Here is a 21,251-nt window from a genome sequence, read left to right on the forward strand (position 1 = left end):
GTCGCCGCGACGGCGAAGCTTGAAAACAAAGAGGAAACAACAATGCGCCTGAAACTTCTTTCGCCTGGCGAAATGAACGAGAGCCAGCGGCAGACCTATGACGAGTCGATTGCCGGCAAGCGCGGCAAGCCGCCCGCGCCGATGATGGCCTGGCTGAACAGCCCCGACATGGCCCGTCACGCCACGCGGCTCGGCGAGGTCCTGCGCTACGACACGATATTTCCCGCAAAACTTTCGGAGATCGCGATCCTGGTGACGGCGCGGCACTGGACCGCGCATTACGAATGGTACGCGCACAAGCGCCTCGCGCTTGCCGGCGGCATGGCCCCTGACATCATCGATGCCATCCGCGACCGCCGCACGCCCGTCTTCGACGATCCCAAGGGCAAGATGATCTACGACGTCGCAAAGTCGCTGCATGAGGGCCACGGCGTCGAGAAGGGCCTCTATGACGAGGCGGTGAAGCTGCTCGGCGAGCGCGGCGTGGTCGAGGTGATTGGTCTCTGCGGCTATTACACGCTGGTGTCGATGACGCTGAACACGTTTGAGTTCGAGCTGCCGGAGGGCGAGGTGCGGGAGCTGTCGTAAGTTGCCTATCCGGAAACGCTGGGTTTCTGGATAGGCCGGTAGCACTGTCCCAAGCCCGCACTTATGTGGAGTTCATCAACGGAGCAGCCGCATGTCGCAGAACCAAGCCGTCGCCGCCGGCACCAGGATCGGCCACGTTCACCTCAAGGTCGCCGATCTCGATCGCGCGCTCGGCTTCTATTGCGGCGTGCTCGGTTTCGAGCTGATGCAGCGCATGGGCTCCGGCGCGGCCTTCATCTCGGCCGGCGGCTATCACCACCACATCGGGCTCAACACCTGGGAGAGCAAGGGCGGCTCGCCGCCACCGGCGGGCACGACCGGGCTCTATCACACCGCGATCCTCTATCCGACGCGACCGGCGCTGGCGGATGCGCTGCACCGCGTGCTCTCGTCCGGCATTGCGCTCGACGGGGCCAGCGACCATGGCGTGTCCGAAGCGCTGTATTTGCGCGATCCGGACCAGAACGGCGTGGAGCTGTATTGGGACAAGCCGCGGGAGCAATGGCCGTTCGGGCCGGATGGGAAGCTCGCGATGTTCACGAAACGGCTGGATGTGGACGAGCTGCTGAAGCAGCGCGAGGCTTAAACTCAACTCTCTCCTCGTCATTGCGAGGAGCGAAGCGACGAAGCAATCCAGAATCTTTCCGCAGTAGCAGTCTGGATTGCTTCGCTGCGCTCGCAATGACGGAGGATGTTGAAGCGACGCCGCGCCTCTACGCAGTCTTCACATGCGGCTTCCCCCGCACCATGATCAACGCCGCCGCCGCCAGCTCCAGCGCAATACACAGATAGAACGGCAGCTCATAGCCACCGGAAAAATCGCGCAGAAGGCCGACCACGCCGGGGCCGAACGCATACGTCACCTGGTTGATCGCGGTGTTGAGGCTGATCAGCACGCCGAACGAGGCGGAATCGAATTCCTGCTGCACGATCAGCGACGGCAGCGTGATGAGATTGCCGACCGAGAAGCCGAACAATGCGCAGGCCGCGATCAGCACGTAATCATTGTGCAAATTGATGACGACGAGAAGCGCCACGGCCTGGCTCAGGAACGACAGCGCCGAGGCGAGCCGCTGGTTGAGGCGGTCGATCACCAGAGAGAACAGCACCCGCCCGATCACCGCCATCGCGGTCAGCACCGCAACCGCGACGGCTGCGCGCTCGCGCCCGATCACGGGATCGAGGAACGAGATCAGGTGGACGATGAAGCCGACCTGCGCGAACAGCACCAAGGCAAAGGCAATGGTCACAGTGAGGAAGCCGACGTCGCGCAAGGCCTGGCTGCGAATTTGCGCGGATGATTGCGGCTTCGCCTTCGTCGCGGCGCGCCGGCCATGGAGATCGGGCGGGTGGCCGACGACAATCAGGATCACCGGCACGAGCAGCACCAGCATGGCGCCGGCGACGGTAAACATCGCGCTGGCGAAGCCGATGTGGCCGATCAAGGTCACCAGCAGCGGCACGCCGACGATGCCGCCGAAGCTTGCGCCATTCAGCGCGAGGCTGATCGCCATGCCGCGCTTGTGGTCGAACCACAGGCTGATCGTGTTGGTGATCATGGCGAGGCTGGTGCCGGCCCAGCCGAAGGCGAGCACGGCGTTCGCGAGATAAAGTTGCCACGGCTCGCGCACCGCGCCGATCGCGACTGCCGCGGCCGACATCGCCAGCGTCCCCGCGATCAGGCCAAGGCGCGGGCCGTATTTGTTGACGGCTTCGCCGACGAAGACGACGAGCAGCGCGCCGAACAGATAGAAGAACGTCGTGCCGGACGAGATCAGCGAGGCCGACCAGCCGTGCGCGCGCTGGAGCTCGGCGACATAGACGCTCTGGCCGTAGAAGCCGAGCCCCCAGCCGAAGGTCGCGAGCAGGAAGCAGACCGCAACGATGCGCCAACCTTCGTAGCGGAGGGAGGATTCGTCGATGGATGCGTCGTGCCGGGGATTGTCGAGCATTTGCGCTTGTCCTTCGTTTCCCCCGCGAGCGCCGTGCTTCACGCTCGCCTGTTCATGACGAGCATCATGTAACAACCCAAGCCCCGGAAATCACTTCGACCTGGATCGAACTATCAACGCTGCTGACAGCCTCCTGCCAATTCAGATCGCATCCGGGAACTCGCCCATCGCCGCGTCCAGCCGCGCTTTGCGACGGCGGGCAAAGGACGCCAGCGAGAGCACGGCGAGGCCGAGCAGCACCGGCGGGAACACCACCATGTTCACCGCGGACCAGCCGTAACTGGCTAGCAATTGGCCGGACGAGAACGAGCCGATCGCCATCATCCCGAACACCAGGAAATCGTTGAAGGCCTGCACCTTGTTGCGCTCCTGCGGCCGATGCGTCTCCAGCACCAGCGCGGAGGCGCCGATGAAGGAAAAATTCCACCCCACACCGAGCACGACCAGCGTGGCCCAGAAATGCATCGCGGTGATGCCGGACAGGCCGATGCAGGCTGCGCCAGCCTCCAGCAGCAGGCCGGCGGCAACGACCTTGCGCGCGCCGAAGCGGGCAATCAGCGCGCCCGTGAAGAAGCTCGGCCCGTACATGGCGACGATGTGCCATTGAATGCCGAAATTTGAATCGGAAACGCTCAAGCCGCACAGCTTCATGGCGAGCGGCGCCGAGGTCATCACCAGATTCATCATGGGGTAGGAGATGACGCCGCACAGCGCCGCCGCAATGAAACGCGGCTGGGCCACGATCTCGAGCAGCGGCCGCCCGCCGTGAAGATCGGCCGGTGCTGGCTTCGGCATGTCGACCCCGGCGACGATGCCCATCGCGATGAGCGCGACGGCAGCCTGGACCAGGAAGCTGAAAGCGAACAGATAAGGCTGCCAGACATCCATGGTCCATTGCACGAGCTGCGGACCGAGCACGCCGGCGAACACGCCGCCCGCCATCACCCAGGACACCGCCTTGGGCCGATAGGCAGCGCTGGCGCCGTCGGCGGCAGCGAAGCGATAGGACTGCGCCACCGCGCCGTAGAGGCCGCCGAGAAAAGTCGCCAGACAGAACAACGGAAACGAAGCGTGCAGGATCGCGAACGAGCCGAGCAGACCGGTCAGCGCGCCCAGACCTGTGCCGACGATGAAAGCCATTCGGCGGCCGAAGCGGCGCGAGATCGCGCCGGTCGGCAGCGTGCCGGCGGCGAGGCCGAGCACGTACATCGAGATCGGCACGGTCGCGAACGAGACGTCGGGCGCGAGCGTCGCGCCGACGATCGCGCCGGTGGCGAAGATCACCGCCGAGTTGGCGCCAGTCAGCGCCTGCGCGGCGGCCAGGCGCACCACATTGGCGCGCACGCGGGTGTCGGCGGCGATCTCATTGGCTGCAGTCACATCCAGCATCGGCATTTCCGCCCCAACGGGCTTTCGAGGGGCTTTTAAAGGCTTTCAAGGGCTCGCTTGATTCCCGGCACTATGGCGGGGCGCGGGAGGCCGGGCAACCGGCGCAAACGGGCGCAGGCCATGTCTCTGACGCAATCGGGCCGATGATAATGGGCCGCGCACTTGACGGTTTGCGCTCGATCAAATCCTATCCGCCGCGACCTTCCGGAGTTTCGTTCATGTCCGTCGACGACAGGCCTACGCTCAGCACTCCCGACGACGATCCCTGGCTCTGGCTGGAGGAGATCGAAGGCAAGCAGGCGCTCGATTTCGTCACGCGGCAGAACAGCCTGACGCTCGAGGCGTTCGGCGGAGCGGCCTTCGCGCGCGACCGTGACATCCTCGCGGCGATCTACGATCGTCCCGACAACATTCCCTATGTCAGCCGGCGCGGCGACGAACTGCACAACCTCTGGAAGGACGCCACCAACCCGCGCGGCCTGTGGCGGAAGACTTCGCTCGCGGAGTTTCGCAAACCGCATCCCACGTGGGAGATCATGCTGGATGTCGACCAGCTCGCGGCAAGCGAAGGCGAGGACTGGCTGCTGAGCGGAATCACCACACAGAAGGGAAGCGCGCGCGCCATTTTGGGCCTGTCGCGCGGTGGCAGCGACGCCGTGACCTTGCGGGAATTCGACCTCGACACCAAGAGTTTCGTCGCGGACGGATTTGCGCTGTCGGAAGCCAAGGGCGGCGCCGATTGGCTCGATGCCGACACGCTGCTGCTGTCGAGCGCCTATGGCGAAGGCATGGCGACGAGCTCGGGATATTCCCGGACGGTTCGGCTGTGGCGACGCGGCCAGCCTATCGATCAGGCGCAGGTAATCATCGAGACCACGGCCGATCATATGGCGATCTCCGGCATCGTCGACGACACCGCGGCGGCGCCGCGCAGCTGGATCGTCGACCAGATCGACTTCTTCAATCATGCGCTCTGGCTGCGCGGCGCGGACGGCACGACGACAAAGCTCGATCTGCCGACCGGCATCTGGTTGCAGGCGCATGGCGACTGGTTCGCGATGAAGCTGCGCGAAGCCTGGTCGATCGAGGGGAAAACCTATGCCGCCGACACCGTGCTCGGCATGTCGCTCTCGGCCTTCCTCGCCGGCAGCCGCGATTTCGCAGTCCTGTTCGAGCCGGAATCTCGCCGCGCCCTGCAAGGTCTGTTCTGGACCGGAGGCAGGCTGGTGCTGTCGATCCTCGACGAGCTCCAGCCGCAATTCGAGATCTGCACGCCGTCCGCCACGAGCTGGAGCCGCGCGTCACTCGGCGGCCTGCCGCAGATCGGCGTGGTCGACATCTGGCCGCTGGATCGCCATCCCTCCGAGAGCAATGGCGACCTGCTTGCCAATGTGCAGGATCCGCTGACGCCGCCGTCGCTGCTGCTGATGGAGCGCGGCGTCGCGAGCCCGACCGTGCTGAAGCAGGCGCCGAAAACATTCAGCGCCGACGGCCTCGTGGTGACCCAGCACGAGGCGATCTCGATCGACGGCGAGCGCATCCCTTATGTGCAGACCGGCCCCAGCGGCGAGACCGGCGATGCACCGGTCTATATGAGCGCCTATGGCGGCTTCGCCCATTCGGTGAAGCCGTATTACAACGCATCGCTCGGCAAGCTGTGGCTGGAGCGCGGCGGCACGACGGTGCAGGCGAATTTGCGCGGCGGCGGCGAATTCGGCACGCGCTGGCACGATGCCGGCCGGCTCGCCGGCAAGAAACTGTCGCACGACGATTTCGCAGCCGTTGCCGCCGATCTCGTCCGCCGCGGCGTGACCAAAGCAAAGCGCATCGCTGCGCAGGGTGGATCGAACGGCGGTATCCTCATCACCAACATGCTGGTGCGCTACCCCGAACGTTTCGGCGCGCTGTTCTGCACCATCCCGCTGATCGACATGCGCCGCTACACGAAGCTGCTCGCCGGCGCGAGCTGGATCGCGGAATACGGCGATCCCGACAAGCCGGAGGAGTGGGACTGGCTGAAGACCTACTCCGCCTATCACAACGTCAAAGCCGGCCAACCCTATCCGCCGATCCTGATCGCCACCACGCGGCGCGACGACCGTGTCCATCCCGGGCATGCGCGCAAGATGGCCGCAAAGCTCCAGGCCATGGGCTACGAGGCCTGGTTCTACGAGCCTGAAGCGGGTGGCCACGGCTACGGCAAGGACAACAAGGAGCGCGCCGGGTTCGAGGTGATTGGCTTTCGGTTCTTGAAGGACAAGATCGGCTGGAGGGATGGCGAGGGCTAGCGTTGCGGCGCTGACGTCTTCGGATCGTCATGGTCGAGCTTGACCCGGCCATCCACGCCTTGGCTGGTGCACGAAGAACGTGGATGCCCGGGACAAGCCCGGCATGACGACCTTCTATCGCGCGAATACCAAGGTCAGATTATTCGCGGGCATGTCGATCGTATCGACGAGGCGAAGACCTGCGCCGCGGGCGAGCGCCTCGACGTCGGCGATATCACGCACGCCCCAGTCGGGATTGCCTTCACGCAACGACGTGTCGAACACGGCATTGCTGAGCGCGATGTGCTTGCCGTCGCGCTTGAAGGGGCCGTAGAGGAACAGCTTGCCGTCGGCCCGCAAATAGCGGCCGGCGCCGGCGAACAGGCCCTCGGCGACGCTCCATGGCGCGATGTGGATGACATTGGCGCAGAACAATGCGGCAAGACTTGACGGCGCCTGCCCGCTTTTCATCTCCGGGCACCAGTCCGGATCGGTGAGATCGATCCGCAGCGGCGAGCGGATGTTCTTCAGGCCTGAATGAACGCGCCACGCCTCGATGCTCTTGAGGTGGCGCTGGTTGAGATCGCTGGGCCACCAGATCAGGCCGGGCGTGTGCCGGGCGAAGTGGACCACGTGCTGGCCGGTTCCGCTGCCGAGCTCGACCACGTTGCCGGTGCAGCCGGTGAGATGCTTTTCGAGTGCCGCCCAGAGCGGCTCGTGATTGCGATGAAATGCCGGCGCGTCGAGCCGCCCGTCGGACTCGACCCGACCGCCATCCCTGCCGAATTCGACGACATATTCAGCCAAGTGAGGTCCCCTTGAAAAAACGAGAACGCGTTGAAAACACGATGAGCGCCCAAACGCTCAGGAAACAGCCGGCCCGCGCCACGGCTCTTAACTCTCGGGCCAAATCGGCTGAACAAATAATCTCATTAGTTGCAATGGGGAAGATATTAACTTCATTTTGTCGCGTGCATAGTCTGGATTGTCAGGCGGTGCCCTTTGTGCTTTGGAACGCTTCTATTTCGCGATCGAGACCATCGATATAACGCTTTGGAATGACGCCTTGACCGCCTTTTCCCGGACGCCCGTTCTGTTCATCTTGCTGGTCATTGCCGCCCGCCTCGCCAGCCCGGCGTGGGCGCAGTCCGTTGTGGCCGACGGCCAGAAACTCGCTTTCGACCGCGGCAAGGGCAATTGCCTGACCTGCCATGTCATCAGGGGTGGCGACCTGCCGGGAACGATCGGGCCGGAACTGAAGGACCTCAAGGCCAAGTACCCCGATCGCAACGAGCTGGCCGCGATCATCTTCGACGAGACCAAGCGCAATCCGCAGACCATGATGCCGCCGTTCGGCCGGAACCGGATTTTGACCGAGCAGGAGATCAGCGCGATCGTTGATTTCCTGCAGACCCTGTGACTTCAGGCACGCCACGAGATTTGGTTGGGAGACCCGAGATGACCATACTCACCGGCCCAAGCGCGACGCGGCGCCTGATCCTTCAGGGCGCAGCCTCGGTCGCGTTGCTCGGCCTCGGCAATCTGCCGTTCGGCGCCGCTCCCGCGCGCGCCGCGGCCAACGACAAATATCCGGAAGAGGCCTTCAAGCAGAAGAGCGAGGCGGACGCCATCAAGGCGCTCTACGGCAAAACCGCCGAGCCGTCCGACAAGGTCAAGCTGGACGCCCCTGAGATCGCCGAGAACGGCGGCGTGGTGCCGATCTCGGTGACGACGACGCTCGACAAGGTCAACTCGATCTCGTTCTTCGTGGCCGAAAATCCCAGCGCGCTGGCCGCGTCCTACAGGATTCCCGAAGGCACGATCCCTGCTGTCGCCAACCGGCTGAAGATGGCCAAGACCACCAACGTGGTCGCGATCGTGGAGGCCGACGGCAAACTCTACAGCGCGACCAAAGAGGTCAAGGTCACCGTCGGCGGCTGCGGCGGCTAAGCGAGGAAGATCGATATGGCATCCAGCATTCGCGTTCGCGCCACCGCCAACGGCGATATCACCGAGGTGCAGGCGCTGATCCAGCACCCGATGGATACCGGCTTCGTCAAGGACGCCAAGGGCGAGCTGATCCCGGCGCATTACATCCAGCAGCTGAAATTCGAATGTAACGGCAAGGACGTCTTCGTTGCCGATTGGGGCACCGCGGTATCGAAGGACCCCTACGTCAAGTTCAGCTTCAAGGGCGCTAAGAAGGGCGACGATCTCAAGGTCTCCTGGACCGATAACAAGGGTGCGTCGGACACCACCACCGCGAAGATCTCGTGATGAACGCCCGCACCTCCATCCTGCTTGGTTCGTTGAGCGCCGCGCTCGTCGCCTTGGCCCTCACCTCTCCGCGCGTGGTGGCGGCCGACAAGGTCGATCCCATCGCCGATGCCAAGGCGTTCCAGAACTTCTTCTTCCAGAAGTTCCCGACCGTGAAGCACGAGGACTTCGTCAACGGTCCTTATTCCATGAACGAGGACATGAAGCGGCAGTGGCAGGAGAAGGAGGAATTCCCGCCCTACGAGTTCGCGCTCGACGCCGGCAAGGAGATGTTCGCCACCCCGTTCAAGAACGGCAAGACTTATGCCGACTGTTTTCCGAACGGCGGCATCGGCATCCGCCAGAACTATCCTTATTTCGACGAGAAGGATGGCAAGGTCGTCACGCTGGAGCTGGCGCTCAACCGCTGCCGCGAGGCCAATGGCGAGGCGCCCTATTCCTACGTCAAGGACGAGATGGCCTCGCTCACCGCCTACATGGCCTTCACCTCGCGCGGCAAGCCGATGGACATCACGATCCCCGACGATCCTCGCGCGCTCGCGGCATTCGAGAACGGCAAGCGCTATTTCTACACCCGCCGCGGCCAATTGAACTTCTCCTGCGCGAGCTGCCATGTGCAGAGCCCGGGCGAGCGCATCCGCGCCGAGATCCTGGCGCCGGCGCTCGGCATTCTGAACGCGATGCCGATCTACCGCTCCGAATGGAGCGGCATGGGAACGACCAGCCGCCGCTTCGTCACCTGCAACAGCCAGACCCGCGCGGTTCCGCTGGAGCCACAGGCGGATGAATACCGCGACGTCGAATATTTCCTGTCCTACCTCGCCAACGGCCTGCCGATATCGGGACCGGGAGCGCGGCCATGAAGCGGTCACTTGCTCTCGCCATGCTGCTTGCCCTGAGCTTCGCGCCGGCGGCGCACGCGGCGAATGAGGCAGACTACAAGGCGGCCTATGCCGCCGCCGAGGCCTCCTCCAAGGAGGCGGCCGGCATGCGCAACCAGTGGACCGTGACCGTCTCGACGCTGGCCGCCGCGAAGAAGGCGGCCGATGGCGGCGATTTCGACCGCGCCGTTGCCGCAGCCAGGGAGGCCGAGGCGCTGGCGAAGGCGTCGATCTTCCAGGCGATTTCCGAAAAAGAAGCCTGGAAGGCGATGGAAATCCGCTAGACTGTTCGCTTGTGCAACAGCCTTGCGGCCATGAGAGGGCGCGGAGAATTTCTGGATGGCGATCCGCCGCCGCGATTTCCTGAAGAATGCAAGCCTTGCTGCCGCATCGCTCAGCCTGCCACGGCTTGCGCGCGGTGCTGAGGCCGCGAGCATTTACGACCTCGAACGGTTCGGCAATGCGCGCATCCTTCACCTCACCGACACGCATGCGCAACTCAATCCGGTCTATTTTCGCGAGCCCAGCGTCAATATCGGGATCGGCGAGATGGCGGGACGGCCGCCGCACCTGGTCGGCCGCGCCTTCCTCGACCGTTTCGCCATCAGGCCCGACAGTGCGGACGCCTATGCCTTCAGCTGCTTCGAGTTCGAGAAGTCCGCAGGCCGCTTCGGCAAGCTCGGCGGCTTCGCCCATCTGAAGACGCTGATCGACCGCTTGCGCGGCGATGTCGGCGAAAAACACTCCGTGCTCGTTGACGGCGGCGACCTCTGGCAGGGCTCGGGACTCGCCAACATCATGCAGGGCCGCGACATGGTCGAGGCCGCAAACCTGCTCGGTATCGAGGCGATGACCGGGCATTGGGAATTCACCTACGGCGAGCAGGCGCTGCGCGACAATCTCGCGCGCTTCAAGGGCGAGTTCCTGGCGCAGAATGTTTTTCTGACCGAGGAAGCGGCATTCAACGACGCCGCCGCCTTCGACAAGGCGACGGGGCGCGTGTTCAAGCCCTCCGTGATCAAGGAGCTCGGCGGCCATCGCGTCGCGATCGTCGGCCAGGCCTTCCCTTACGTGCCGATCGCGCATCCCAAACGGTTCACGCCGGACTGGACCTTCGGCATCCGCGAGGAGGAACTCCAGAAGCATGTCGACGGCTTGCGCGGCGCCGACAAGGTCGATGCGGTCATCCTGCTGTCGCACAACGGCATGGACGTCGATCTCAAGCTCGCAAGCCGCGTCACCGGCATCGACGTCATCCTCGGCGGCCATACCCATGATGCGATCCCGCAGCCCATCGCAGTGAAGAATGCGAGCGGCACGACGCTGGTCACCAATGCTGGCTCCAACGGGAAATTCCTTGCCGTGCTCGATCTCGCGCTCGACAAGGGCAAGGTCGGCGACGTCAAATATCATCTGCTGCCGGTCTATTCCGAGCTGTTGAAGCCCGATCCCGCAATGGCGGAACTGATCGGCCGGTTGCGGGCGCCCTTCGTCACCGACTGGTTGGAGAAGATCGCGACGCCCGATCGCCTGCTGTATCGCCGCGACAATTTCGCCGGCCCGGTCGACGAGCTGATCTGCAGCGCGCTGCGCACCGAGCTCAACGCCGAGATCGCGCTGTCGCCGGGCTTCCGCTGGGGCGTCACCGGGCTGTCCGGCCAGGCGCTGACGATGGAGGATTTGCTCGCGGAAACCGCGATCAGCTATCCCGAGACCTATGTGCAGGAGATGACCGGCGCCCAGATCAAGGACGTGCTGGAAGACGTCTGCGACAACCTCTTCAATACCGATCCCTATTACCAGCAGGGCGGCGACATGGTGCGCGCCGGCGGGCTCAGCTACACCTGCATGCCGACAGCGCCGATCGGCAGCCGCATCTCGGAGCTGAAGCTCAATGGCGGCAAGGCGCTCAGTGCCAGCCACCGATACAAGGTCGCGGGCTGGGCCTCGGTCAACAGCCAGCAAGGCGCGCCGGTGTGGGATGTGGTGGCAAAATATCTGCGCTCGGGCCGGATGTTTCAGGAGCGGCTCGGCTCCGGCGTCACGCTAAAGGGCGTCGAGGGTAATCCGGGCATTGCAGGACAGGGATGATGCGGTCGCAAACCCTATCCGCGATGCTGCTGGCGCTGTTCGCCTGGGCGGCGCCGCCGGCTTTCGCGCAGCAGGTGCCGCTCCAGGACAAGCCGTTCGCCGAGCACAAGATCGTGCTGCAGCTCTCCGACGGCGATTCCAGGAAGCAGGCTCTGGTGCTCAGCGTCGCCAACAATTTGCTGAAGGCCTACAACCCCGACAAGGTCGCGATCGAGGTGGTGGCGTTCGGTCCCGGCATCGATCTCCTGTTGTCAGGCAGCGAGCGCCGCAAGCAGGTCGAAAGCCTGATCGCGCAAGGCGTACGCTTCGACATCTGCCTCAACACCGTCGACACGATCGAGCGGGAGACCGGCAAGCGGCCGGAGTTCATCCCCGCCGCCACGCCGGTGCAGGTCGGGGTCGGGCAGATCCTGCTTCTCAGCGAGAACGGGTACACATTGGTGAGGCCCTGAGCCTTTTGTCGGGGCAAGGCGTCGCGGCACAGCCGGTGTCATCGCCCGCGAAGGCGGGCGATCCAGTACTCCGAGACGGCGAGGGGTACGGAAGGGGCGCGGCGTACTGGATTCCCCGCCTTCGCGGGGAATGACAGCGGTGGCCAGGTGACACCCACTCGCCCCTCACAGGAATAAAAATCTTCCAAATTTTCTTGCTTACACAGTGAATTGCTTCTCTTGTGAGCCCGAAATGGAGTAGAATCTCCGGGTAATTCACGCCGGGCCTTGCCATGATCTTCCGCCAGCTCTTCGACAGTGTTTCGGGCACCTACAGCTATCTCCTGGCGAGCCGCCCCGGCGGCGAGGCGCTGATCCTCGATCCCGTACTGGAGAAGGTCGACCGCTACTGCCAGCTGCTGCGCGAGCTCGACCTCAAGCTGGTTAAGGCCGTGGACACCCATCTCCATGCCGACCACGTCACCGGCCTTGGCGAGCTGCGCGACCGCACCCATTGCATGACCGTGATGGGCGACCAGACCAAGGCCGACGTGGTGGCGATGCGGGTTGCCGACGGCGACAAGGTGACGATCGAGGGCCTGGCGCTCGACGTGATGTACACGCCCGGCCACACTGACGATTCCTATTCCTATTTGATGGGCGACCGCGTCTTCACCGGCGACACGCTGCTGATCCGCGGCACCGGCCGCACCGATTTCCAGAACGGCTCGTCGCGCGCGCAATACGATTCGATCTTCAACCGCCTGCTCAAGCTGCCGGACGAGACGATGGTGTTCCCGGCGCATGACTACAAGGGCGACACCGTCTCCACCATCGGCGAGGAGAAGCGCTACAATCCGCGGCTCCAGGTCCGCTCGGTCGACGACTACATCGAGCTGATGGCCAATCTGAAGCTGCCCAATCCGAAGATGATGGACGTCGCGGTGCCCGCCAACATGCATGTCGGCCTGCACCAGGAGGAGCTGGAGAAAGAGGGCCGCGCGCTCCGCGCCGTCGAGGCGATCCGCAGCCTCGGCCGTCCCGATATCCTGCTGGTCGATTTGCGCGAGACCAACGAGCGGATGAAGCACGGCATGCTTGAAGGCGCGCTGCATACGCCCTATCCGTCCGTTGAGGACAGCCTCAAGCCCGGCGGCATGCTGCGCGAGGTCGCGGCCGCCACCGGCCGCCGCGTCGTGTTCTTCTGCGCCTTCGGCGAACGCTCTGCGATGGCGGTCGCCGCCGCCAAGGAGGCCGGGCTCACCAACACCGCCCACATCGCCGGCGGCATCGATGCCTGGAAGAAGGCCGGCGGGCCGGTGGTGCACTGACCGTCTTGCCGCCGTTCTTGAGATAAATCAGCAGCTGCCCATATATTCAGGCTAGACGGATGCAGCATCACCATCCGGGACCAGCCATGGCCAAGATCGGCAAGCCGAGCGCGCCGCCGAAAATTGCGGACGACACGCCAGCAAAAGACAAGGCGAAGAAGCCTCCGCCTCCGCTCGACACCGACGACGATGATTACGAGGACGGCGACATGGCGACCCCGAAGCGCGACCGCTACGGGCCGGATGACGAGCCGTTTTGAGGGGCTCGGCTCTTGCCACGCTCTCAACTGTCGTCCTGGCGAAAGCCAGGACCCATTCCGCGTGATCTCTCGATTATGACGGATCGCAGTCCCGGACGATGATCCTCCGCCAAACTGCCCCCTGGGGTAATGGGTCCTGGCTTTCGCCAGGACGACAATGTGGAGCCACCGTCCTCGCCATTCTCATGACCCCCTCTCGCCCCGCCCCCACTACCAGCCATGCGCCTGCGTTCATGGACAAATAACCGCTCTGCCCGATAGTTTGCGCGTCTCCAAAGGACATAAAACGGAACTGCAATGGTCGACGTTCTCGCCGCACCGCAGCAAGGCAAGGCGGACAGCGCGCTACGCACGCTGACGGGAATCTCGATCGCGCATTGGGTCAGCCATTTCCATCTGCTGGTCCTGCCGATGCTGTTTCCCTTCCTCAAGAATCAACTCGGCGTCGGTTATGTCGAGCTCGGCTTTGCGCTCACCGTGTCGGCCGTGGTGTCGGGGCTGACGCAGGCGCCGACGGGCTATCTCGTCGATCATTTTGGCGCGCGACGGATCCTGCTGGGCGGCCTCGCCCTCGGCGGCTTCGCGCTGATCCTGCTCGGCCTGCATCTCAGCTACACCTCGCTAATCGCCTGCGCCGTGCTGCTCGGGCTCGCCAACAGCGTCTACCATCCCGCCGATTACTCCATCCTTGCCGAGCACATGGACGAAGCGCGGATGGGCCGCGCCTTCTCGATCCATACTTTTGCCGGCTATTTCGGCGGCGCGGTGGCGCCGGCGATCGTCGCCGCGATGGTCACCATATCTGGCGGCGCCGGTGCGCTGATCGCATCGGGCGCGATCGGCGTTCTGGTCGCGCTGTTGCTGGTGACGATGAACATTCCCGATGCCGGCGCGCACAAGACCAAGCCGGGGACCGAGGGCGCACCAAAACAAGCCGTGATCACGCCGGCCCTGATCACGCTGACGGCGCTGTTCATGCTGCTCAGCCTGTCCGTCGCCGGCATCAACAATTTCGGCGTGGTGGCGCTGATGAGTGGCTATGGCGTCACCTATTCCGCGGCCAACGTCGCGCTCACCGCCTTTCTCGGTGCAAGCGCCGCCGGCGTGCTCGCGGGCGGCTTCCTTGCCGACCACACCGAGCGCCACGGCTATGTCGCCGCCGCCTGCTTTGCCGCTAACGCGGCGATCGTGCTGCTGATCGCGCTGGTCACGCTGCCGGGCTGGGCGCTGATCGCCACGATGGCGACCGCGGGATTCCTCTCCGGCGTGATCGCGCCCTCGCGCGACATGCTGGTGCGCAATGCAGCGCCGCCCGGCGCGGCGGGGCGCGCCTTCGGCATCGTCTCCACCGGATTCAATCTCGGCGGCATCGTCAGCCCGCTGCTGTTCGGTTGGATCATGGACCAGAGCGCGCCGCATTGGGTGTTCGGGGCTTCCGTGATTTTCATGGTCGCGACGGTGGTGCTGTCGCCGTTCACGGAGCGGAAGCGGCGGCCGCAAACCTAGTCGTGGTCCCGGCCTGGAGCGCAATTGCGCGCCAGGCCAGAACGACGACTGTAATTGGGTTTGGCGGAGCCCACCCCTTACGTCGGCGACACCGCGCTCTTCAGCGGCGCGGCCTGCGGCGTAGCTCCACCGGTCAGCCTGGCCTTTTCCGTGTTGGGCCAGAGCAGGAGCAGCCCGAGCAGGCCGGAGCCGACCATGATCGCGGCGTTGATGGTGAAGCCGGTCATGTAGCCGTCGAGCATGCTGCCGGCACGCTGGATCACGCTGCCCATCACCAGCGGCGCGATGATGCCCGAAAGCGTATAGAGCGCGCCATAGATCGCGAGAACCGCGCCGCGCTGCGACGTCGGCGTGAACTCGCCGAGCATGGGCGGGCAGACGACGTAGATCGCGCCGCACAGGCCCGAGCCGACCACGAGCAGGGCGATCTGAAGGCCGGCGCCTTGGACGTGCGGCATCATCGAGAGGATCAGGCCGCCGACGATCAGCGGCACCGAGCCGAGCACGCCGCGGGAGATCCGCGACGTGTAGCCGCGTGCCAGCATCACCTGCGAGATCCAGCCCGTGAGAATGACGATGGTCGCACCGAACACCCAGGGCAGGATCGAGACGAAGCCCGCCTGAGACTGCGAGAAGCCGAGGCCCTTGACGATGAAAGGCGTGAACCAGGTGAGCCCGAGCGACAGCGCCCAATAGGCGCCGAAGGTCGCGGTCACACAGCCGATGAAGGTGCGCGATGTCAGGAGCTGGAGATAGGGTATTTTCGGTTCGATCACGGCCGATGCGTGGGTGTCCAGCGGGCCTTCCTTGCCGAGTGCGAGCCAGGCGGCGACCCAGATCAGACCGACGATTCCAAGCGCACCGAACGCATAGTGCCAGGAATGATTGACGATGATCCAGTTCAGCGCCGGGACCGCCAGGATCACGCCAAAGGCCGAACCTTGCGACAGGATTGCGGTCGGCATCGTGCGCTTCTCGTCAGGGAACCATTTGTAGACTGCGTGCATCGCCACCGAGGCCGCCGGGCCTTCGCCCGCGCCGAGCACGATGCGGCAGATCAGGAGTGTGGTGAAAGAGACGGTGCCGACCATCGGAAACTGCGTCAGCGCCCAGATCACCGCGAGCGTCAACAGCACCCAGCGGGTCGGTACCTTGTTGACGATGAAGCCGACCACGATCGCCGAGATCGAGAACAGGAAGAAGAACGACGAGCCGAGCAGACCGAACTGCTCGGGCTCGAGCTTCAGCTCGGTCATGATCGGAACGCCCGCAAGACCGACGACGATCTTGTCGGCGAAGTTCACCAGCATGAAAAGAAACAGGAGAAATGTAACGGTCCAGGCACCCTTTGGCGTTTCCTTGGACGTTTCCTTGGACATCCCCGTCATCTTGCCCGCCGCGGGCTGCGTTGCCTGAGCGCTCATCGTTCTCCCCGTCGTCCCTTTTTGGCACTTTTTTGATTTGGTCCTCTTAGGAGCTAACAACGGCTTCAAGACCAACGCAACCCGGCATTTCCGCAGCAAGTGTGCTACGCAGCAATTCCGCTAATTCCGTCCGGCGCCATTCATCGTGCTGAGCATTCGCAACCTCTCCAAGACGTTCTCTTCGGCCGGTGAGCCGGTCCATGTGCTGCGTGGCGTCGATCTCGACCTCAAGGCCGGCGAACGCGTCGCGCTGACCGGCGAGTCCGGCAGCGGCAAGAGCACGCTGTTGCACCTGATTGCAGGGCTCGATGCCGCCGATAGCGGCACGATCCGGCTGGAAGATACCGAGGTCACCAAATTGTCCGATGCGGGACGCGCCGGTCTGCGGCGCGACCGGATCGGCCTGGTGTTTCAACAGTACAATTTGATCCCGAGTCTGTCGGTCGGAGACAATCTGGTGTTTCAGGCGCGGATCGCCGGCCGGTACGACGCAGCCTGGTATAAAGAGCTGATCGAACGTCTCGGGCTTGGCGGCCTGCTCAAGCGGTATCCAGAACAATTATCGGGCGGGCAGCAGCAACGGGTCGCGATTGGCCGGGCGCTGGCGACAAAGCCGTCGTTGCTGTTGGCGGACGAGCCGACCGGCAATCTCGACGAGGCCACCGCCGAGGACGTGCTGGCTCTGACGCGCGACCTCGTCACGCGCACCGGCTGCGGCTTTCTGATGGTGACGCACAGCCTGCATCTGGCCGCGACACTCGATCGCCACGTCAATCTGCATGCCGGGCGGATCGCATGAGGCGCGCGCTCTGGGTCCTCGCCGTGCTGCTCAGTCATTGGCGGCGCCACAAGATGCAGTTCGCGACGCTCCTGATCGGGCTGATCGCGGCGACTGCGCTGTGGAGCGGCGTGCAGGCGATCAACCAGCAGGCCCGCAACGCCTATGACCGCGCCGCGGCAACCTTCGGCGGCGCGCGCACGCCGATGCTGGTCGCGCCTGATGCCGCGACCTTTCCGCAGGAATTGTTCGTCAAGCTCCGTCGCGCCGGCTGGCCGGTCTCGCCGATGCTGGAGGGCCGGGTCCAGGTCAAGGGGCGCTCGGTCCGGCTGCTCGGCATCGAGCCGGTGACGCTGCCGGTCGATGTCGGCAATGCACCTCGGCTCGGCGCCGCCGATCTAAGCAGCTTCGTCGCGCCGCCGGGCCAGACGCTGGTGGCGAAGGAAACGCTGACCGATTTGCAGGAGCAGGAGGGCGCGGCACCAGCGATCAGCAACGGCGCAAAACTGCCGCCGCTGCGGGTGCTGCCGCAGCTCGTGCCCGACGTGCTCGTGGTCGATATCGGCGTGGCACAGCGGCTGCTGAACAAGCCGGACCAGATCTCGCGGCTTCTGATCGGCAAGCCCAAGGGCAAGCCCGCGCCATTGGCGAGCGTCGTCGGCGACCGCTTGCAGCGGGTTGAGCCGGATGCGGAGACTGAGCTGGAGCGCCTCACCGACAGCTTTCATCTCAACCTCACTGCGTTCGGCCTGCTGTCGTTCTTCGTCGGTCTTTTCATCGTCAATTCAGCCGTCGGCCTCGCTTTCGAGCAGCGGCTGCCGATGCTGCGTACGCTGCGGGCCTGCGGTGCCTCGGCGCGACTGGTCAACACCGTGCTGGTTGTCGAGCTCGTGGCGCTGTCGCTGATCGCAGGCCTGATCGGGCTTGCCTGCGGCTATTTCATTGCGGCCGCGCTCTTGCCCGACGTCGCAGCATCCCTGCGTGGACTCTATGGCGCGCAGATCCCGGGGCAGCTCAGCTTGCGACCTGAATGGTGGCTCGCCGGGATCGGCATCAGCATTGCCGGTGCGCTTGTTGCCGCGGCGACCAGCCTGATCAAGGCTGTCAGGATGCCGGTGCTGGCGACCGCGCAGCCGCGCGCCTGGCAACAGAGGCAGCGCCGTTGGCTGATCCTGCAAAGCGGAGCTGCCTGCGCCGTGTTCGCGGTCGCGCTGTTGCTGCTCCAGTACGGGCAATCGCTGATCGCGGGCTTTGGCGTGCTGGCAGCGCTGATGCTCGGCGCCGCGTTGATCCTGCCGGCCTTCCTCGACATCATCCTGCAAACCGGGCAGCGTTTCGCGCGAAAACCGCTCGCGCTGTGGTTCTGGGCGGACAGCCGGCAGCAGCTCTCGGGTTTGTCGCTGGCGCTGATGGCGCTGCTGCTCGCGCTCGCCGTCAATGTCGGAGTGTCCACCATGGTGGAAACGTTCAGCCGCACCTTCATCGGCTGGCTCAACGGGCGGCTCGCAGCCGACGTCTACATCAGCGCCTCCGACAATGCGAAAGGCGTCGCGATCCGCAACTGGCTGAAGGAGCGCAGCGACGTCCAGGCGATCCTGTCGGGCGGACGCGCCGAGGCGCAGGTGCAGGGCCAGCCGGTCGAGCTGCTCGGCCTGCCCGATCATGCGCTCTATCGCGAGCGCTGGCCGCTGCTGGAAGCCGCGCCCCGTGCCTGGACCCGGCTCGTGCCCGGTAATGCCGCGTTCATCAGCGAGCAGCTGAGCCGCCGCCTCAACGTCCGCGTCGGCGATGTCGTTGACGTCCCGGCGCCGGGCGGGACCTGGGAGCTCGACATCGTCGGCATCTATGCAGACTACGGCAACCCCAAGGGACAGCTTGCGGTGAACGTCGCGGCACTGATCCGGCAATTTCCGCAGACGCCGCAGACGCGCATCGGTCTCATCGTCGCGAAGGAGAATATCCCCGGCCTGATCACGGCGCTGCAGAAGCAGTTTGCGCTCGACGAGCGCAGCGTCGCCGACCAGGCGACGGTGAAGGCAGAATCGATCCGGATCTTCAACCGCACCTTTGCGGTGACGTCGGCGTTGAACGCGTTCACGCTCGGCGTCGCCGGCATCGCGCTTTTGACCAGCCTTCTCACGCTGGCGAATTCCCGCCTGCCGCAGCTTGCGCCGCTCTGGGCGATCGGCATCACACGGCCGCGCCTCGCCGCGATCGAACTGACCAAGACGCTGTCGGTTGCGCTGTTCACCTCGCTCCTGGCCGTGCCGCTCGGCCTGCTGGTGGCGTGGTGCCTGATCGCGATCGTCAACGTGAAGGCGTTCGGCTGGCGGCTGCCGTTCCATGTGTTTCCGCTGCAACTGGTCGAGCTGGTCGCAGTCGCGCTGTTCGCCTCGTTGCTTGCCGCCTTGCTGCCGATGATCCGACTGGCCCGGATGCAGCCGGCGAGCCTCGTCAAGGTGTTTGCCAATGAGCGCTGACAGGATATCGCGGCGCACCTTCGCCGGCGGCATCGCCGCGCTCGCGGCAGTCCGCCGCGCGGGCGCGCAAGGCTATGCCGGGCTCGGCGCGACGGCCGACGGCTTTGCCAAGGTCACGCCGGGGAAGACGTTCGCCTTTCCGGACGATCACGGGCCGCATCCGGAGTTTCGCATCGAGTGGTGGTATCTCACGGCGAATCTCGTCGATGCCAGCGGCGCTGCTTGCGGCCTGCAATGGACGCTGTTCCGGCAGGCGACGCAACCGGGGCCACAGGGAGAAGGCTGGGCCAATCAACAGGTGTGGATGGCGCATGCCGCGGTGACACGCGCCGACACCCACCGCTTCAGCGAGCTGTTTTCCCGCGGTGGCGTGGGCCAGGCTGGCGTCACCGCAAAGCCGTTCTCGGCCTGGATAGATGATTGGGAGATGAACGGATCCGAGCGCACCGCCGATCGAACGCTGGGGCCGCTAACGCTGAAGGCCGCTGGCACCGACTTCAGTTACGTGCTGACGCTAGAGGCCGATCGTTCGGTGGTGCTGCAGGGCGACGGCGGTTACAGCCGCAAGTCGGAGCGCGGACAGGCCTCCTACTATTACAGCCAGCCGTTCTATCGCGCCCGCGGCACGCTCACCATCGACGACAGGACGGTCGATGTTTCCGGCCAGGCCTGGATGGACCGCGAATGGAGCAGCCAGCCGCTCGACACCGACCAGACCGGCTGGGACTGGCTGTCGCTGCATCTGGCGTCCGGCGACAAGCTGATGCTGTACCGGCTGGGCCAGAAGGACGGCCGGAATCATCCGTTCGGCAACTGGATCTCCGCCGCCGGCGATACGCACATGATTGCGGGCGACGACATCCAGATGACTCCGAAGGCGACCGCCGAGGTCGCGGGACACAAGCTGCCGGTGGAATGGCAGATCGCGATCCCCTCGCGGTCGTTCTCGATCCAGTGCAAGCCGCTCAATCCAAAGGCGTGGATGGGGACCGGCTTTTCTTATTGGGAAGGGCCGATCAGCTTTGCCGGCACGCATGACGGCGTTGGCTATCTCGAGCTGACCGGGTATTGAAGAAGCGCGACCTGTCTAGATCCTCGTTTTGACGCGTTTTTCTTTACGCGGGCCGGGTGTCGACTTCGCTCGAAAACGCTTTAAGGAAACCAACGATGTATCGTCTCACCGCCCTCGTCACGCTGCTGGCGATCGCATTTTATTTCTTCACCTGCATCAATGTCTCGCGGGCGCGGACCAAGACCGGTGTTAAGGTGCCGGCCACGTCAGGCCATCCGGATTTCGAGCGCGCGTTTCGCATTCAGATGAACACGCTGGAATGGATGCCGATCGTCCTGCCGGCGCTGTGGCTGTTCGCGATCTATATCGGCGACGCCATCGCGGCCGGCATCGGCGCGGTGTGGATCATCGGCCGCATTGTCTATTTCATCGGCTATTCGAAGGCTGCCGCTAAACGCGGCCCGGGCTTCATGATCCAGGGCGTCGCGGCGATTGCGCTGTGGGCGGGGGCGTTGGGCGCGGTGGTGCTGCGGCTGGTGTGAGGGGCGGGCAACCGCCACACACTCAGAGTCGTCCCGGCGAAG

21 protein-coding genes are annotated in these 21,251 nt (G+C 64.6%); 17 read left to right on the forward strand and 4 right to left on the reverse strand.

Annotated elements, in window-relative coordinates; all coding sequences use genetic code 11:
- Positions 1-42 precede the first annotated feature (42 nt).
- Together IVB40_RS33800 and IVB40_RS33805 are read left to right on the forward strand one after the other, a co-directional pair.
- Positions 43-588, forward strand: a complete 546-nt coding sequence (locus IVB40_RS33800) for a carboxymuconolactone decarboxylase family protein (protein WP_027565949.1) — start codon at positions 43-45, stop codon at positions 586-588.
- Positions 589-679: 91 nt separating this feature from the next.
- A complete protein-coding gene (locus tag IVB40_RS33805; protein ID WP_247817595.1) occupies positions 680-1,174 on the forward strand; it encodes a VOC family protein in 495 nt (164 codons plus the stop codon).
- A gap of 127 nt (positions 1,175-1,301) precedes the next feature.
- Here the strand turns inward: IVB40_RS33805 and IVB40_RS33810 are convergent, their stop codons facing one another.
- Together IVB40_RS33810 and IVB40_RS33815 are read right to left on the reverse strand one after the other, a co-directional pair.
- Positions 1,302-2,540, reverse strand: a complete 1,239-nt coding sequence (locus IVB40_RS33810; protein ID WP_247817596.1) for an MFS transporter — start codon at positions 2,538-2,540, stop codon at positions 1,302-1,304.
- A 141-nt stretch (positions 2,541-2,681) separates the two neighbouring features.
- The gene (locus IVB40_RS33815) at positions 2,682-3,929 is read right to left on the reverse strand and encodes an MFS transporter (protein WP_247817597.1); all 1,248 of its coding nucleotides are present in this window, start codon (positions 3,927-3,929) and stop codon (positions 2,682-2,684) included.
- 218 nt (positions 3,930-4,147) lie between these two features.
- On the opposite strand from IVB40_RS33815, the gene IVB40_RS33820 reads away from it, so the two are divergent.
- On the forward strand, positions 4,148-6,217 hold the full coding sequence (locus IVB40_RS33820) for a prolyl oligopeptidase family serine peptidase (protein WP_247817598.1): 2,070 nt from the start codon (positions 4,148-4,150) through the stop codon (positions 6,215-6,217).
- Between the two features lie 114 nt (positions 6,218-6,331).
- Here IVB40_RS33820 and IVB40_RS33825 read toward each other — a convergent pair whose 3' ends face one another.
- Positions 6,332-7,003, reverse strand: coding sequence for a DUF938 domain-containing protein (locus IVB40_RS33825; protein WP_247357566.1), 672 nt, complete (start codon positions 7,001-7,003; stop codon positions 6,332-6,334).
- 259 nt (positions 7,004-7,262) lie between these two features.
- Between IVB40_RS33825 and soxX the strand changes: the two genes are divergently transcribed.
- The 10 genes from soxX to IVB40_RS33875 all read left to right on the forward strand — a co-directional run bounded on the left by soxX (position 7,263) and on the right by IVB40_RS33875 (position 14,973).
- Positions 7,263-7,616, forward strand: coding sequence for a sulfur oxidation c-type cytochrome SoxX (gene soxX, locus IVB40_RS33830; RefSeq protein ID WP_247357565.1), 354 nt, complete (start codon positions 7,263-7,265; stop codon positions 7,614-7,616).
- 38 nt (positions 7,617-7,654) lie between these two features.
- A complete protein-coding gene (gene soxY, locus IVB40_RS33835) occupies positions 7,655-8,146 on the forward strand; it encodes a thiosulfate oxidation carrier protein SoxY (RefSeq protein ID WP_247817599.1) in 492 nt (163 codons plus the stop codon).
- 15 nt (positions 8,147-8,161) lie between these two features.
- The gene (gene soxZ, locus IVB40_RS33840) at positions 8,162-8,473 is read left to right on the forward strand and encodes a thiosulfate oxidation carrier complex protein SoxZ (RefSeq protein WP_204513134.1); all 312 of its coding nucleotides are present in this window, start codon (positions 8,162-8,164) and stop codon (positions 8,471-8,473) included.
- Positions 8,473-9,336 (forward strand): sulfur oxidation c-type cytochrome SoxA, encoded by an 864-nt coding sequence (gene soxA, locus IVB40_RS33845; protein ID WP_247817600.1) that lies wholly within the window; start codon positions 8,473-8,475, stop codon positions 9,334-9,336. Before soxZ ends, soxA begins: the two co-directional genes overlap by 1 nt.
- Positions 9,333-9,638 (forward strand): hypothetical protein, encoded by a 306-nt coding sequence (locus IVB40_RS33850; RefSeq protein ID WP_247817601.1) that lies wholly within the window; start codon positions 9,333-9,335, stop codon positions 9,636-9,638. Before soxA ends, IVB40_RS33850 begins: the two co-directional genes overlap by 4 nt.
- A gap of 55 nt (positions 9,639-9,693) precedes the next feature.
- Positions 9,694-11,445 carry a thiosulfohydrolase SoxB gene (gene soxB / locus IVB40_RS33855; protein ID WP_247817602.1) on the forward strand — a complete coding sequence of 584 codons (1,752 nt, stop codon included), beginning with the start codon at positions 9,694-9,696 and terminating at the stop codon, positions 11,443-11,445.
- On the forward strand, positions 11,442-11,897 hold the full coding sequence (locus IVB40_RS33860; RefSeq protein ID WP_247817603.1) for a hypothetical protein: 456 nt from the start codon (positions 11,442-11,444) through the stop codon (positions 11,895-11,897). The genes soxB and IVB40_RS33860 overlap by 4 nt, the downstream gene beginning before the upstream one ends.
- Positions 11,898-12,169: 272 nt before the next feature.
- On the forward strand, positions 12,170-13,207 hold the full coding sequence (locus tag IVB40_RS33865) for an MBL fold metallo-hydrolase (RefSeq protein ID WP_027565962.1): 1,038 nt from the start codon (positions 12,170-12,172) through the stop codon (positions 13,205-13,207).
- A gap of 86 nt (positions 13,208-13,293) precedes the next feature.
- A complete protein-coding gene (locus IVB40_RS33870; RefSeq protein WP_197031101.1) occupies positions 13,294-13,467 on the forward strand; it encodes a hypothetical protein in 174 nt (57 codons plus the stop codon).
- A 297-nt stretch (positions 13,468-13,764) separates the two neighbouring features.
- The gene (locus IVB40_RS33875; RefSeq protein WP_247817604.1) at positions 13,765-14,973 is read left to right on the forward strand and encodes an MFS transporter; all 1,209 of its coding nucleotides are present in this window, start codon (positions 13,765-13,767) and stop codon (positions 14,971-14,973) included.
- 77 nt (positions 14,974-15,050) lie between these two features.
- Here the strand turns inward: IVB40_RS33875 and IVB40_RS33880 are convergent, their stop codons facing one another.
- A complete protein-coding gene (locus IVB40_RS33880) occupies positions 15,051-16,397 on the reverse strand; it encodes an MFS transporter (RefSeq protein ID WP_247817605.1) in 1,347 nt (448 codons plus the stop codon).
- A 145-nt stretch (positions 16,398-16,542) separates the two neighbouring features.
- Here IVB40_RS33880 and IVB40_RS33885 point away from each other — a divergent pair, with 145 nt between their 5' ends.
- From IVB40_RS33885 to IVB40_RS33900, 4 genes are all read left to right on the forward strand, one after another.
- Positions 16,543-17,196 (forward strand): ABC transporter ATP-binding protein, encoded by a 654-nt coding sequence (locus IVB40_RS33885; protein ID WP_007598028.1) that lies wholly within the window; start codon positions 16,543-16,545, stop codon positions 17,194-17,196.
- Complete coding sequence (locus tag IVB40_RS33890; protein WP_247817606.1) at positions 17,193-19,655, forward strand: FtsX-like permease family protein; 2,463 nt, start codon at positions 17,193-17,195, stop codon at positions 19,653-19,655. The genes IVB40_RS33885 and IVB40_RS33890 overlap by 4 nt, the downstream gene beginning before the upstream one ends.
- Entirely contained in the window at positions 19,645-20,727 is a 1,083-nt protein-coding gene (locus IVB40_RS33895; RefSeq protein WP_247817607.1) for a lipocalin-like domain-containing protein, read from the forward strand. The genes IVB40_RS33890 and IVB40_RS33895 overlap by 11 nt, the downstream gene beginning before the upstream one ends.
- 95 nt (positions 20,728-20,822) lie before the next feature.
- Positions 20,823-21,209: an MAPEG family protein gene (locus tag IVB40_RS33900; RefSeq protein WP_106941367.1), complete on the forward strand. Its 387-nt coding sequence runs from the start codon at positions 20,823-20,825 to the stop codon at positions 21,207-21,209.
- Positions 21,210-21,251: the final 42 nt, after the last annotated feature.

Source organism: Bradyrhizobium sp. 40, assembly GCF_023100925.1.
Lineage (GTDB): Bacteria > Pseudomonadota > Alphaproteobacteria > Rhizobiales > Xanthobacteraceae > Bradyrhizobium.